Raw genomic sequence first — 13047 nt, 5'->3', positions numbered from 1 at the left:
ATGCGAGTACTTCTGGCCCTGGTACTGACCGCCGGCGTTCTGGCGGCGGCACCGGCGCACGCCGACACCCCGCAACCGAACTCGGGGTGTCCGGCCGATCTGACCGGGGCGACGACGATGCCGCCGGGACAGTCACTACCGTTGCGCTGCACCGGCCAACACTGGGAGGCGCAGACGGTGCCCGGCGATCCGAGCGATCGCTGGGTCAGCTTCGGCCCGGACATGGCATTGCACGGTGAGGGGCTGCGCAACCCGAATCTCAGCTCGGGATCCTGGACGGCCACCCCGCTCGATGCCGAGACTCGTTGTAGTGCAACGCAGAAGACAGTGATCACCGCCGGAGTTGTCGGCGCGCCGGTCGCCGCCGAGGGCGCCACGGGTCAACCACTGACCCTGGTCGTACTACCCCGACTGTTCGACATCACGATGGCCGGGCACTGTCTGTGGGAACGAATCCCCTAGGGAAACAACGTCACCTGGCCGAGCGGGCCCGTCACACGGCAGGTTGATATGAACCTGCGGCCCCGGCCCGTTGTCCCATCCGCGGTCCTGGGGCCACGGCGCACCGATCACCGCCGCGCCCATCGCGACTTTGCGCCATCCGAGCATCACCACCTCAGCAACCGAGAACACGATCAACTACCCAAGGCCCCGACCCTTCGGCGACAACGAAACCAACTAAAAAATTAGCACATCTAATATGTGCATGGATTCGGGCGCGTCTGGTCGAAAACCTCCGCTGTCGCAAAAAGACTAGTCCGCGAACGTGATCCGATCAGTCGAGCAGCCGGTGACCGGGCGGGCCGGGAAGGTGCGTGACTGCGCCCCGGCGATCACGTCCTGCCGGTGGTACGCGCGGCGGTCATCGGCCGAGCATTCCCGTCCAACCGGCGGCCGTCGAGGGAGACGGCGTGACTGTCGCGCGCATAGCTGCGATCCAACACCTCGAAGCTCGTGGCATCAGCATCCGTGATTTCGAATGCCTTGCCCGGGAAGGCATTCAGGCAGTAGACCGATCCGTCGCGTACGTGGTAGCCGGCCGCGCCGAACAACGAGTTCGGACCACCTGTTCCGCAGCCGGCCAGCACCGCCGACCCCAACAGCGTGGCAATCGCCATCATCGCGCGCATAGGCTCATCATGTCGGGCCGGATCACTCGACGGGAGCAATCCCGTTCTGCGACCTAAACTGGCAGCGTGCGCGACGTTCTCGCCGACCTGATGGTCGCTTGGCGATCCGGGGACACAGCCGGGTTGGCCACCGTCGTGCGCACCATCGGTTCTGCACCCCGCCCGGCCGGGGCGGCGCTGCTGGTGGCACCCGACGGCAGCGTTGCCGGCTCGGTGTCCGGGGGCTGCGTCGAGGGCGCGGTGTACGAACTGGCCGGCGAGGTCGTGGCCACCGGCACACCGGCACTTCAGCGCTACGGGATCACCGATGACGGTGCCTTCGCCGTCGGCCTCACCTGCGGCGGAATTCTCGATGTCTTCGTGGAACCGGTTTCGGCACAGACTTTTCCGCAACTCGCCGCTGTCAACGCGGCCATCGGGGCGAACGAACCGATCGCGGTGGCGACGGTGATCGGCCACCCGGATTCGAGTTGGTTGGGTCGCCGCCTGATCGTCGGCCCCGGGCACTCGGACGGCACACTCGGATCGGCGCGTGCCGACGATGCGGTGGCCGACGATGCTCGCGGACTGCTCCTCGCCGGCCGGACCTCGGTGCTGAGCTACGGACCCGACGGGCAGCGCATCGCCGAGACGGACCAGGGCATGGAGGTCTTCGTCGCCTGCTACGCGCCACGACCGCGGATGATCATCATCGGAGCCATCGACTTCGCCGCGGCGCTGGCCCGTCAGGCCGATTTCCTGGGCTACCGGGTGACGGTGTGCGATGCCCGCCCGGTGTTCGCCACCGCGGCACGGTTCCCGGCTGCCGACGAGGTGGTGGTCGACTGGCCCGACCGCTACCTGCAGGCCCAGCAGGATCTCGGCGCCATCGACGCCCGGACGGCCATCTGCGTGCTGACCCATGACCCGAAGTTCGATGTGCCCGCCCTGGAAGTGGCGCTGCGCCTGCCGCGGGTCGGCTATGTCGGCGCCATGGGCTCGCGGCGCACTCACCTCGACCGATTGGCCAGATTGACCGAGGCCGGGCTCACCGGCTCCGATCTGGCCGGATTGTCCAGCCCGATCGGTCTGGACCTCGGTGCCCGCACCCCGGAGGAGACCGCGGTGTCCATCGTCGCCGAGATCATCGCGCGACGCTGGGGTGGTGGCGGCCGGCCGCTGACCGGCGCCGACGGGCGGATCCACCACGACCCGACCGCTGGTGCACCATCCGACCACCCCGTTCGGTAACGTCGGTTCCGACCCCGTCGATAGACATCACAGCGTTTGCTGACGTGCATCTGCGTCGGTGACGGGACAGGAGATGAGATGACCCTCACGCGCATGCTGACCGCAGCCGTCCTCGCCGCCGGCGCCGCGCTGGCGGTGGCGGCTCCCGCCGCCGCGGAAGAAGAGTTCACCACCGAACAGTTCCTGGCCGCGATCGCCGAGCACGGTGTGCAGGTGGGCAGCGATGAGGAGGCCGTGAAGCTCGCCGAGCGGATGTGCCGGATCCTGGGCAACGGCTCCGACGAGAAGATCGAGAAGGCCGTCTACTACATCAAGGACCACTCCAACCTGTCCGACGAGGGCATCACCACCTTCGCCGGGATCGCGGCCCGCGTGTATTGCCCGGACGCGCTGCCGAGCTGATCCCCCGGTCGCTGCGCTCCAGCCCGCCGAAGCTAGCTCACGACTGGTTCGGCACCACTCCGCGCAGACCGTCCGCACCGAACAACGGCTCCAACATCCCGGACAGATCCGGCCCGCGACGCAGGCCGTGCCCACCGTCGACGTTGATGATCTGGCCGGTGATGAAGCTCGCCGCATCGCTGAGGAGGAACACCGCCAGGTTCGCGACATCGTCGACCTCGCCGACCCGCGGTAGCGGGGTGCACGCCGCGTAGTCCTCGCTGAGTGCGGGGGTGTCGATGATCGGCGCGACCATATCGGTGCGGGTGAGGCCCGGCCGGATGCCGTTGACCCGCACCGAGGACGGCCCCAACTCGTCGGCCGCCACCATCATCAAGTGATCGAGCGCGGCCTTGCTGGGGCCGTAGGCGCCGAACCAGCGGTGGGTGTTGCTCGACGCGATCGACGAGATGCCGACGAAGGACCCGCCACCACCGCGGACCATCTCCCGCGCCGCATGCTTGAGCACGTACATCGTGCCGTTGATGTTCAGGTCGACGGTATTGCGCCAGGCCACGGAATCGATCTGGGTGAGCGGGCCGATGGTCTCCGAACCACCCGCGCTGTGCACCACCCCGTCGAGCCTGCCGTGCCAGGCCGTCGCCGCCTCGACGAGCCGGGTCGCCTCGTCCTCATCGGTGATGTCGGCGGGTTCGTAGATCACCCGGTCGCCACCGATCTCCTCGGCGGCAGCGGCCAGTTTGTCGGCATTACGACCGGCCAGCACCACGTTGCCACCCGAGGCCACAATCGCCGTCGCAACTCCCTTGCCGATCCCGCTGCCACCGCCGGTGACCAGATAGGTGCGATTCGCAAGCGACAGCAACATGGGGGTACCTCCGATAAGCGAAGACCAACTAACTAGAACAGGTTCCAGTTATACGGCACAGCTGGCCTGCGGGGACCCGTTTCCGGTGACCGCGGAATCGTCCCTGGCAGTCCGCATGTGGCGGCATCGCATACAGTTGGAGAATGCCTGCAAAAACGGATAGCGCAGAAATCGGTGACGTCGAACCCGTCGCCGACGACACTGCCAGCCAGGCGCGCCGCGTTGTCGCCGCCTACGCCACCGACGCCGACGAATGTCGGACGTTCCTCGCCATGCTCGGTATCGGACCCGCGAAGCCCGAGGCCTAGGTGTCTGCGGGAGTCGACTCAGACGACTCCACCTCAGAGACCGGGAGCTCCGACTTCGTCGTGGTGGCCAACCGGCTACCGATCGACCAGGTCCGGCTCCCCGACGGCAGTACGACCTGGAAACGCAGCCCCGGCGGCCTGGTCACCGCGCTGGAGCCGATCCTGCGCAAACAGCGTGGCGCCTGGATCGGTTGGCCCGGTGTCGCCGACAGCGATGAAGAACCCATCGTCCAGGACGATCTGAGCCTGTACCCGGTGCGGCTGTCCGCCGAGGATGTCGCGCTGTACTACGAGGGTTTCTCGAACGCGACGCTGTGGCCGCTGTACCACGACGTCATCGTCAAGCCGCAGTACCACCGGCACTGGTGGGACCGTTACGTCGAGGTGAACCGGCGCTTTGCCGAGGCCACCTCGCGCGCCGCCGCACCCGGCGCGACGGTGTGGATCCAGGACTACCAGCTGCAGCTGGTGCCCAAGATGCTGCGGATGCTGCGCCCGGATCTCACCATCGGATTCTTCCTGCACATCCCGTTCCCGCCGGTCGAGCTGTTCATGCAGATGCCGTGGCGCACCGAGATCATCGAGGGTCTACTCGGCGCCGATCTGGTCGGCTTCCACCTGGCCGGCGGCGCACAGAACTTTCTGATCCTGGCCCGCCGACTGGTCGGGGCCAACACCTCGCGCGCCACGATCGGTGTGCGCGCCCGGTTCGGTGAGGTGCAGGTCGGTTTCCGCACCGTCAAGGTCGGTGCCTTCCCGATCTCCATCGATTCCGCCGAACTGGACCGCAAGGCGCGCGACAAGGGCATCCGGCAGCGGGCCCGCCAGATCCGCACCGAGTTGGGCAACCCCCGCAAGCTCCTGCTCGGCGTCGATCGCCTCGACTACACCAAGGGCATCGACGTCCGGCTCAAGGCATTCTCCGAGTTGCTGGAACAAGATCGCGCCGACCGTACCGACACCGTGCTGGTGCAGTTGGCCACCCCCAGCCGGGAACGGGTCGAGAGCTACATCGAGATGCGGGAGGACATCGAGCGTCAGGTCGGGCACATCAACGGCGAGTACGGCGAGGTCGGCCACCCGGTCGTGCACTACCTGCACCGCCCGGTCCCCCGCGACGACCTCATCGCCTTCTTCGTCGCCGCCGACGTCATGCTGGTCACCCCGCTGCGCGACGGTATGAACCTGGTGGCCAAGGAGTACGTGGCCTGCCGCAGCGATCTCGGCGGCGCACTGGTCCTGAGTGAATTCACCGGCGCCGCAGCTGAACTCCGGCAGGCCTACCTGTGCAACCCGCACCACACCGACGGTGTGCGCGATGCGATCGAACAAGCTCTGAACCAGTCGGTGGACGAGGGCAAGCGCCGGATGCGGGCCCTGCGCCGGCAGGTGCTCGCCCACGATGTCGATCGCTGGGCGCGCGCCTTCCTGGACGCGTTGGCGACCGCCAAATCCGACTAGATGGGCGTGATGTAGTTGATCAGCCAGCGCCCGTCGATCTTCTGATAATCGACCCGCAGGCGACTACCGTCATACACCGACTCCTTGGACTTGTCGGTCACGGTGCGGTTCATGAACACCAGCACCGAGGCCGAATCCCTTTCGGCACTCAGCATTCCGGCGCCGACGGCATGCGCCTGACTGACGACCTGCCGCTCCCGGGCCTGCGGGATGATGTCCTTGGTGGCGCGGTCCTCGAACTCGCGTCGGTAATCCGGTGTCAGCAGTGTCGCCGCCTCGGTGAGGCTGCGCTCGACGGTCTGGAAGTCGTAGCCGAACACCAGCGGGATCTGCTGGATCGCCAGGTCGGGTAGTTCGGCCTCGGCCGCCGCGGCGGCGCGGGCCTGCACCCGGTCCCAGTACAGCCCGCCGGCGACGGCGGCCAATGCCACCAGGCCCAGCGCGAACAGCACGGCCGTGGCCTGAATCAGTCTGGTGCGCATCAGTTCCCGCCCTCGGGGTACTTCAGGTCATAACCGGTCATGTGGCCACTGCCGTCCTCGTGCACGATGACCCGCATCCGGTATGGCTGCGACGGTTTGTTGACACCATCGATATCGGTGACCGTGACCCGCACCGATACCAGAACCGATGCGTTACCGCCGATCTCGTCGATCTTCTCCAGGGCCGCCCCGCTGATCATCGCCTCGGAGGTGGCGTTGGTATCGCGGAAGATGGCCTTCAGGTTGTCGACATTGTTGTCCTGGCTGAGCATGTCGCGCAACGGACCGCTGGTGCCGTCGACGAAGCGGTTGACGCTCTCGTCGATGGTGTTCTGGTCGTAGCTGAACATGTTCATCACGGTCTGCGACGCGGTGTCGACGAAACGCTGCTCCCGCGCCTGGGTTTCGGCCGCTTCCCGGTTCTGCATCGTCAGCACCACCACGACCGTCACCAACACCGCCGCAGCGATCAAGGCCCCGGCCGCGGACACCGCCGCCACCAGCGCCCGGTGCGGGCGCCGCGGCGGCAATGCTGCCGCGCGAACCGCCGCCGGCACCCGGATCGTCGGGGCGGTCACCTGGGTCGCCGGCTCTTGATCGCCGACGGGGGCACCGGCCGGACCCGCGGCCCGCGACGCACGCCGTCGTATCGCCTTGCTGCTGTTCTGCTCCGGGGACGCCTGCGTTGTCTCTCCGTCAGCCATCTACATCTGCCTCGGCGCCAGCATCAGATCCACCCAATTCTCCGCGGGTGTGAACACATCACTCCCGGGTGCGAACACCCCGGTGCCGCCGTTGGTCGGATCGGCGAACACACCCGTCTTCGGATCGTAGGTGGTCGTGAGTGAGGCGCTGGCCAGGGGCTGCTCGGCGGGCAACGGACCCGGTGCCGGGGCGGGTGCCGGCGGCACCGGAGCCGGTGGCGGCGGCGGGAAGCCACCGGGGGGTGGCAGGATCGCCGCCTCCGGTGAACCGGGTGGCCGTTCGATCGGGGTACCCGGCGGCAGCGGCGGTGCGGGCACCTGCCGACCGTAGGGCGGCAGCACCTGATCCGGCGGCGCGTAGTACGGCCACGGCGGAGCCGGGGCGTTGTTGTTCGGCGGCACCGGATTCGGGAACGGCGCATGCGGAGCCGGACCGGGGCCGGGCTGCACACCCGGGGGCAGTTGCACCGCGGGCGGACCCGGATCGTAATCGTTCGCCGGCGGGATGTACGGGAACTTGTTCGGCGGGGTGATGTTCCGCGGATCGGTGATCGGGGTGTCATAGGGCACCGGCGGACCACGCCACGGGTTGGTGCCGATGGGGACGTAACCAACCGGGTCGCGGCACAGCTGGACCGTCGGGGCCCGCTTGCCGGGGAACTCCATGCAGGGATAGTTACGCGCACCGCGCACCACCGCCGGGTCGTTCTGGGCGGTCTTGCAGTACAGGTCGGTCGGCAGCTCACGCAGGGTGGTGTCGGCCGGTGAGCGGATCTCCGACGGCGGGATGAATCCGGTCGAACAGGGCGGCGAGTCACCGAGGTTGATCTTGAAGTCCAGCTTGCCGCCCTCGTCGGCGGGAAGCCCGGTGCCGACGGTGATCAAGGCGGCCATCAACGCCGGGAAGATCACCAGGGCTTGCTCGATCGACTTGTGATAGATGACGCCGATACGACCGAAGTTGGCCAGGTTGGCGGCCAGGACCGGGAAGGTCGGGCGGATGCCCTCGAAGGTGACATTGGCCTCTGCGGCGGTGCCGGGCACCGTCTGCAACACCGAGCGCAACTGCGGATCGGCATTGGCCACCTCGGCGGTGAGTCGCGCCAGTCCGTCTGCGGTGGCCCGGATATCGTCACCGGCCTCGATCTGGGCGTCCAGGAACGGACCGGCCTGATCGATGAGCTGGGCGGTCTCCGGGTAGGCGGCATTGGCCTCGTCGACCAGATCACGGCCGGACTGGATGAGCCGGGCCAGTTCGGGTCCGGAACCGTTGAACGCCTTGAAGGTCTCCGACAACAGGTCCTGGATGCGGGCGTCGCCGACACTGTTGACCAGATCATCGGCCTGCTTCAGCAGACCCGCGATGTCCTGGCCGATCGCGGTGTTCGCGACGTCGATGGACGACCCGTTGCGCAGCAGCGCCGAATCGGCCTGCCCCTCCGGCGGGACCAGATCGATGTACTGCTCACCGACGGCCGAGACGCTCTTCACGGTGGCCGTGACGTTGGCGGGTACATCGGTGTCGGTGTTGAGTCGCATCTTGGCGATCACACCGTCGTCGGTGAGCCCGACCTCCTCGACGCGGCCGATCGTGACACCGCGGTAGGTGACGTTGGCGTTCTGGTACAGCCCACCACCGGCCACGAAGTTGGCGGTGACGTTGTAGGTACCGATGCCCAGCGCCGCAGGCACGTGCAGATAGAACGCCGAGATCGCGGTCACGGTCAGCACCGTGACGACGGCGAAGATCGACAACTGCAGGCGCGTCAACCGGGTCAGCATTACGGCGCCTCCTCGTGCTGGGTGGCGGTGCCCGGCGGGATCTTGAACGGGTCGGCGGCCTGCCCGGACAGGTTGGCCAGCGCACCGGTCAGGAAGTCCGGCGGGTTGAGCACCTCGTTGAGGTGCTTCATGTTCGGGTCGAAGAAAGACGTGGTGAACACCGACTCACCGAAGCGCCGCACCGTCAGGTCGAACGTGACGAACACGTTCATGTAGTCACCGCGCACCGCATTGCGCAGGTACTTGTAGTGGAACGGGAACGTCGGCAGCAGTTCCAGGTCCTTGATGAAATCGTCGGCGTTGTCGTTGAGCGCCTTGATGACCGGGAACAGATCCTTCAGATCGGCCGCGAAGTCGTCCTTGGTCTCCGACAACACCCGCGACCCGACCTCGGCGAAGCTGCGCAGGGCGGTGAACGCGTCGACGATGTTCTGCCGGTTGTCGTTCAGCACCAGCAGCGCATTCGGCAGGCTGTCCAACGTGCGGCCCAGATTGTCCTTGCTGCGGGCCAGGATCGAGGCGAACCGGTTCAGCCCGTCGGCTGCGGCGATGATGTCCTCGGTCTGCCGGTCCAGTGAGGCGGTGAGCTCGGCCAGCCGCGGCAGCAACTCGGCGAAGCTGCCTTGGCGCTCCGCGACGGCGGCATAGGCCTCGTCGGTGATGTCCTGCAGCGCACCGAGATTGCCCTTGTTGACCACGACGCCGAGTGCGGAGAGCACTTCTTCGGTGGTCGGATACCGCCCGATGGCGCCGAGCGGGATGTGCGAACCCTGCTTGAGTTTGCCCACCTCGTTGTCCAGCGGTGGGGCCAGCTGCACATGCTGGGAACCCAGCAGCGAGGTCTGCGCGACGGTGGCCGTCGAGTTCTCCGGCAGGTCCACATCACCGTCGAGGGACAGCTGCACGGCGGCGTAGAAGGTGCCGTCGGCGCGCTGCACCGCTTCGATTCCCGACACGCTGCCGACCGTCACGTCGTCGAGCATCACCGGTGAGTTCTGCGGCAACGTGGCGACGTCCGGCAGTTCCACGGTGATGGTGTAGGAACCGGAGCCGTGGCCGGCGGTGCCCGGCATGTTCAGCGAATTCAGCCCGCCGAACTGGCAGCCGGCCAACATCAGCGAACCGGCACCGAGCGCGGTGCCGCGCAACAGGATTCGATTCATCCGCCCGTCCCTTCGGTCGGCGCGGGACCAGGTAGCGGTCCCGGCCCCATCGGCGGCGCCGGGGGCACCGGGCCGGCAGGAGAGATCTGTCCGGGCACGGCCGGTGGTGGCAGGATGAGCTGGCTCAGGTTGCCGTTGGGTCCGGGGTTCGGCGGTGTCACGCCGGGCGCCGGTTGCCACTGCAGATACGGCACCGGGGTCTCGGCCTTGGCCTCCGTCGCCGGGGTGTCATAGATGATCTGTCCCTTGTAGGCAGTGATGCTGTCGATCGGGTGCAGCAGCACCGGCGGGTAGTTCATGGTGATGCGCTTGAGCACCGGACCCATACGCTGCCGGCAGATCTCGGCGCGCTTGTAGTTGTCCGGGGATGCGCCGACGTCGAAGGTGCCACCGCAGATGAACTGCACCGGGTTGGCGAAGTTGGGCAGCGACAGCAGGCCGCCGACGGTGCCCTGCGCCGGGTTGTAGATGTTGTAGAAGTTGGCCAGGCCGTTGGGTGTGACATGCAGGATCTGCTCGATGTCATCGCTGTGATCGGTGAGGATCTGCGTGAACTCGGACAGGCTGCTCACCGACTCGATGAGCGCGCCGTTCGATTCGCTCAACAGCCCGCGTACATCACCGAGAGCCTGGTTGAGCACCCCGAGCGTGTTGTCCAGATCCGCCGAACTGTCGGCCAGTACCTGCGATACCGACGCGACGTGGTTGGTGAACTGGACGATCTGCTCATTGCTGTTGGACAGCGCGTTGACGAGCACCTGCAGGTTGCGGATAGTCCCGAACAGATCGGAGCGGGAGTCGCCGAGCCGGCCCGCAGTCTGGGACAGCTCGCGCAATGCCTGCCTAAACGAGTCTCCGTTGCCGTCGAAGGTGTCGGCGGCCTGGTTGACGAAGGTGGTCAGCGGCCCCTGCAGCCCGCCGTCCTGGGGGCCGAGCTGAGTGCTCAGTGCGGTCAGCTGTTCCTTGACCTCGTCCCACTCCACCGGGACCCCGGTGCGGTCGAGTCCGATCTCGGCGCCGTCGGCCATCGCCGCACCACCGGTGAAGGCCGGGGTCAGCTGGATGAACCTGGCGGACACCAGGTTCGGTGCGATGACGATGGCCCGCGCATCGGCAGGCACCTGCACACCGTCTTGGACGGTCATGGTGACCTTGACGTCGTTGGCCCGCGGCTGGATCGAGTCGATCCGGCCGATCGGTACCCCGACGACGCGGACATCGTCTCCCGGGTACAGCCCGACCGCCGTCGTGAAATAGGCGACGATCTTCTGGCCGCCGCGGTTGGGCCACACCAGGTACACGCCGACCGCCAGCAGCGCGGCGAGGGCGACGGCGAGGATGGCGCGCAGCCACCTACCCTTTCCGGACTTCGGTTGTGTCATGGCGTCTTCGGCCTCACCAGCAGTCGCTCGGAAATCATGCCGCGCAGGTAATCGGCGAGGCTGTCGGGCAGCTTGCCCGGCTGGAAGTAGGAATCCAGCAGCACCTCGGAGATGGTCGCCGGCGGCAGACCGTAGAGGTTGATGTTGAAGCCCGGTCCGTTACCCACGACCTCGGCCAGCGCGGTGGCATACGGCGGCAGTCGGCGCAGCGCCTCACCGATGTGTTCCTTGCGCTCCAGCAGGTTGTCCATCACCGCGTCGAGCTTCTGCAGGACCGGCAGGAACTCCCGCTTGTTGTCGGCGACGAAACCGGAAAGCTGTGCCGAGACATCGTCGATACCGGCGATCAGGGTGCTCAGCGCTTGGCTGCGCTCGTTGAGTGCAGCGAAGAGCTGGTTACCGTCGGTGATGAGCTGGTTCACCTGACCCGACCGGGCGGCCAGGGTGTCCGAGACGTTCTTGGCATGCATCAGCAGTTGTTCCAAGGCGGCATCACGCTTGTTCAGGCTGCGGCTCAGGTCGGCCACCCCGTCGAGCGCACCACGCAGTTGCGGGGTGGCGTCGCGCAGCGTGTCGGTCAACGTCTGCAGGGCCTGCTCGAAGCGCGGCTTGTCCAGCTCGCTGACGTTGCCGCCGAGATCCTGCAGCGCGGTGTTCAGCGTGTAGGGCGTGGTGGTGCGGTTGACCGGGATGACGGTCGAATCCCCGGTACCGCCCGGGGCCACCGACAGGGACTTCTGCCCCAGCACGGTATCGGTCTTGATGGCGACCAGAGTCTGATTGCCCACCTTGATCTTCCGGTCGACGGTGAACCCGACCTTGGCCTGGTCACCGGCCAGCGATACCGAGTTCACCTTGCCGACGTTGATACCGGAGATGTTGACGTCGTTACCGGGGGTGATACCGCCGGCGTCGGTGAAGTAGGCCTCGTAGTTGCGGCCCTGCGGGTACCACGGCAAGCCGGTGTAGCCGAAGGACACCAGCACCAGGCACGCCACCACGAAGATGCCGAGGATCCCGGTGCGCAGCGGATTGCTGCGGTCTGGGCTAGCCATTCTCCGAGCACCTCCCCTTCGTCGGGTCCGGCGGGCCACCGAACGGGATCAGGATGTCGCTGCCGGCCGGGCCGTTGATCTTCAACCGCACCGAGCAGTAGTAGATGTTGAAGAAGGCACCGTAGGCACCGAGCGAATTCAGCCGCATGTAGTTCTCGGCGAGCGGCTCGATGACCTTGTTGACGTCACCCTTACGTTCATCGAGACGCTGCATCAGCGGTCGGGCGTTCTCGATGACACCCTGCAGGGGTCGCCGCGAGGCTTCCAGCATCTCGGTCAGATCGTTCTCGGCCTGGGCCAGCGGGCCGATGGCGCCTGCGATCGGATCGCGGTTCTCGGCCAGCCCGGTGATCAGTTTCTGCAACTCGTCGACGCTGGCGTTGAACTGATCGCCCTTCTCGTCGATGGTGCCGAGCACGGTGTTGAGGTTGGTGATGACCTCACCGATCAGCTCATCGCGGGCGGCGAGGTTCTGGCTGAACGCGCTGGTGCTCGACAGCATGCTCTGGATGGCACCGCCCTGGCCCTGCAGCAGCTCGATGACGGCGTTGCTGACCTCGTTGACCTTCGCGCCGTCCAAGCCCTTGAGCACCGGGCGCAACCCGCCCAGCAGCGCATCGAGATCCAGTGCGGGCTGGGTGTTCTCGCGCGAGATGGTGGATCCGGCCGGCAGCTTGTTCAGGTCGCCCGGACCGGAGGTGATCTCCATGTAGCGGTCACCGACCAGGTTCTCGTAACGCACCACCGCACGGGTCGAGGTGTAGAGCTGGTAGCGCTTGTCGACGTCGAAGCTGACGTTGACGGTGTTGTCCGGGTTCAGGGTGACCGCGCCGACCGACCCGACCGGCACACCGGCGATGCGGACGTCCTGTCCGGCCTTGAGTCGCGAGGCCTCGGTGAACGTCGCGTGGAACTGATTGCTGGAGGTGAACCGGAACTGGCCGAAGACGACGATCAGCCCGGCGGCCACCAGCACCATCGCCATGGTGAACACGGCGACGTTGATGAGGGTGCGGCGTTCTCTGTTCACTAGCTACGGCCCTCGTTCTTCTCGACCCGTGGCTCTTCGCGCAAGCGCTC

The 13047-nt window shown here is 66.8% G+C and carries 14 protein-coding genes; 5 read left to right on the top strand and 9 right to left on the bottom strand.

Features of this window, described 5'->3' with window-relative positions; genetic code table 11:
* The gene (locus ACLBYA_RS14085) at window positions 1-462 is read left to right on the top strand and encodes a hypothetical protein (protein WP_447710037.1); all 462 of its coding nucleotides are present in this window, start codon (window positions 1-3) and stop codon (window positions 460-462) included.
* 371 nt (window positions 463-833) lie between these two features.
* Here ACLBYA_RS14085 and ACLBYA_RS14080 read toward each other — a convergent pair whose 3' ends face one another.
* Complete coding sequence (locus ACLBYA_RS14080; RefSeq protein WP_447710036.1) at window positions 834-1130, bottom strand: hypothetical protein; 297 nt, start codon at window positions 1128-1130, stop codon at window positions 834-836.
* 66 nt (window positions 1131-1196) lie between these two features.
* Here ACLBYA_RS14080 and ACLBYA_RS14075 point away from each other — a divergent pair, with 66 nt between their 5' ends.
* Both ACLBYA_RS14075 and ACLBYA_RS14070 read left to right on the top strand, forming a co-directional pair.
* Window positions 1197-2360 carry an XdhC family protein gene (locus ACLBYA_RS14075; RefSeq protein ID WP_447710035.1) on the top strand — a complete coding sequence of 388 codons (1164 nt, stop codon included), beginning with the start codon at window positions 1197-1199 and terminating at the stop codon, window positions 2358-2360.
* Between the two features lie 78 nt (window positions 2361-2438).
* A complete protein-coding gene (locus tag ACLBYA_RS14070; protein ID WP_447710034.1) occupies window positions 2439-2762 on the top strand; it encodes a DUF732 domain-containing protein in 324 nt (107 codons plus the stop codon).
* A gap of 37 nt (window positions 2763-2799) precedes the next feature.
* Here ACLBYA_RS14070 and ACLBYA_RS14065 read toward each other — a convergent pair whose 3' ends face one another.
* Window positions 2800-3630, bottom strand: a complete 831-nt coding sequence (locus tag ACLBYA_RS14065) for an SDR family oxidoreductase (RefSeq protein WP_447710033.1) — start codon at window positions 3628-3630, stop codon at window positions 2800-2802.
* 143 nt (window positions 3631-3773) lie between these two features.
* On the opposite strand from ACLBYA_RS14065, the gene ACLBYA_RS14060 reads away from it, so the two are divergent.
* Together ACLBYA_RS14060 and ACLBYA_RS14055 are read left to right on the top strand one after the other, a co-directional pair.
* Window positions 3774-3938: a hypothetical protein gene (locus tag ACLBYA_RS14060; RefSeq protein WP_236435249.1), complete on the top strand. Its 165-nt coding sequence runs from the start codon at window positions 3774-3776 to the stop codon at window positions 3936-3938.
* Window positions 3939-5399 (top strand): alpha,alpha-trehalose-phosphate synthase (UDP-forming), encoded by a 1461-nt coding sequence (locus tag ACLBYA_RS14055; protein ID WP_447710032.1) that lies wholly within the window; start codon window positions 3939-3941, stop codon window positions 5397-5399.
* On the opposite strand, the gene ACLBYA_RS14050 is transcribed toward ACLBYA_RS14055, so the two are convergent.
* Genes ACLBYA_RS14050 through ACLBYA_RS14020 form a run of 7 tightly spaced genes read right to left on the bottom strand, consistent with a single transcriptional unit; the run spans window position 5396 to window position 12997 of the window.
* Window positions 5396-5881 (bottom strand): mammalian cell entry protein, encoded by a 486-nt coding sequence (locus tag ACLBYA_RS14050; RefSeq protein ID WP_447710031.1) that lies wholly within the window; start codon window positions 5879-5881, stop codon window positions 5396-5398. The genes ACLBYA_RS14055 and ACLBYA_RS14050 overlap by 4 nt on opposite strands.
* Window positions 5881-6585 carry a mammalian cell entry protein gene (locus ACLBYA_RS14045; protein ID WP_447710030.1) on the bottom strand — a complete coding sequence of 235 codons (705 nt, stop codon included), beginning with the start codon at window positions 6583-6585 and terminating at the stop codon, window positions 5881-5883. Before ACLBYA_RS14045 ends, ACLBYA_RS14050 begins: the two co-directional genes overlap by 1 nt.
* A complete protein-coding gene (locus tag ACLBYA_RS14040) occupies window positions 6586-8367 on the bottom strand; it encodes an MCE family protein (RefSeq protein ID WP_447710029.1) in 1782 nt (593 codons plus the stop codon).
* Entirely contained in the window at window positions 8367-9530 is a 1164-nt protein-coding gene (locus tag ACLBYA_RS14035) for an MCE family protein (RefSeq protein ID WP_447710028.1), read from the bottom strand. The genes ACLBYA_RS14040 and ACLBYA_RS14035 overlap by 1 nt, the downstream gene beginning before the upstream one ends.
* On the bottom strand, window positions 9527-10912 hold the full coding sequence (locus tag ACLBYA_RS14030) for an MCE family protein (RefSeq protein WP_447710027.1): 1386 nt from the start codon (window positions 10910-10912) through the stop codon (window positions 9527-9529). The genes ACLBYA_RS14035 and ACLBYA_RS14030 overlap by 4 nt, the downstream gene beginning before the upstream one ends.
* Window positions 10909-11967 (bottom strand): MCE family protein, encoded by a 1059-nt coding sequence (locus ACLBYA_RS14025; protein WP_447710026.1) that lies wholly within the window; start codon window positions 11965-11967, stop codon window positions 10909-10911. Before ACLBYA_RS14025 ends, ACLBYA_RS14030 begins: the two co-directional genes overlap by 4 nt.
* Window positions 11960-12997, bottom strand: coding sequence for an MCE family protein (locus ACLBYA_RS14020; RefSeq protein WP_447710025.1), 1038 nt, complete (start codon window positions 12995-12997; stop codon window positions 11960-11962). Before ACLBYA_RS14020 ends, ACLBYA_RS14025 begins: the two co-directional genes overlap by 8 nt.
* Between the last annotated feature and the right edge of the window lie 50 nt (window positions 12998-13047).

The sequence above is a fragment of the Mycobacterium sp. C31M genome (genome assembly GCF_053345865.1).
The sequence above is the reverse complement of the archived record's forward strand: the minus strand, read 5'-3'. Positions and strand labels throughout refer to the sequence as shown.

What these genes read in the sequence shown, in the direction of transcription:
- ACLBYA_RS14085 (WP_447710037.1), top strand. Translation starts at nt 1, where the DNA reads ATGCGAGTACTTCTGGCCCTGGTACTGACCGCCGGCGTTCTGGCGGCG.
- ACLBYA_RS14080 (WP_447710036.1), bottom strand. Translation starts at nt 1,130, where the DNA reads ATGCGCGCGATGATGGCGATTGCCACGCTGTTGGGGTCGGCGGTGCTG.
- ACLBYA_RS14070 (WP_447710034.1), top strand. Translation starts at nt 2,439, where the DNA reads ATGACCCTCACGCGCATGCTGACCGCAGCCGTCCTCGCCGCCGGCGCC.
- ACLBYA_RS14065 (WP_447710033.1), bottom strand. Translation starts at nt 3,630, where the DNA reads ATGTTGCTGTCGCTTGCGAATCGCACCTATCTGGTCACCGGCGGTGGC.
- ACLBYA_RS14060 (WP_236435249.1), top strand. Translation starts at nt 3,774, where the DNA reads ATGCCTGCAAAAACGGATAGCGCAGAAATCGGTGACGTCGAACCCGTC.
- ACLBYA_RS14050 (WP_447710031.1), bottom strand. Translation starts at nt 5,881, where the DNA reads ATGCGCACCAGACTGATTCAGGCCACGGCCGTGCTGTTCGCGCTGGGC.
- ACLBYA_RS14045 (WP_447710030.1), bottom strand. Translation starts at nt 6,585, where the DNA reads ATGGCTGACGGAGAGACAACGCAGGCGTCCCCGGAGCAGAACAGCAGC.
- ACLBYA_RS14040 (WP_447710029.1), bottom strand. Translation starts at nt 8,367, where the DNA reads ATGCTGACCCGGTTGACGCGCCTGCAGTTGTCGATCTTCGCCGTCGTC.
- ACLBYA_RS14035 (WP_447710028.1), bottom strand. Translation starts at nt 9,530, where the DNA reads ATGAATCGAATCCTGTTGCGCGGCACCGCGCTCGGTGCCGGTTCGCTG.
- ACLBYA_RS14030 (WP_447710027.1), bottom strand. Translation starts at nt 10,912, where the DNA reads ATGACACAACCGAAGTCCGGAAAGGGTAGGTGGCTGCGCGCCATCCTC.
- ACLBYA_RS14025 (WP_447710026.1), bottom strand. Translation starts at nt 11,967, where the DNA reads ATGGCTAGCCCAGACCGCAGCAATCCGCTGCGCACCGGGATCCTCGGC.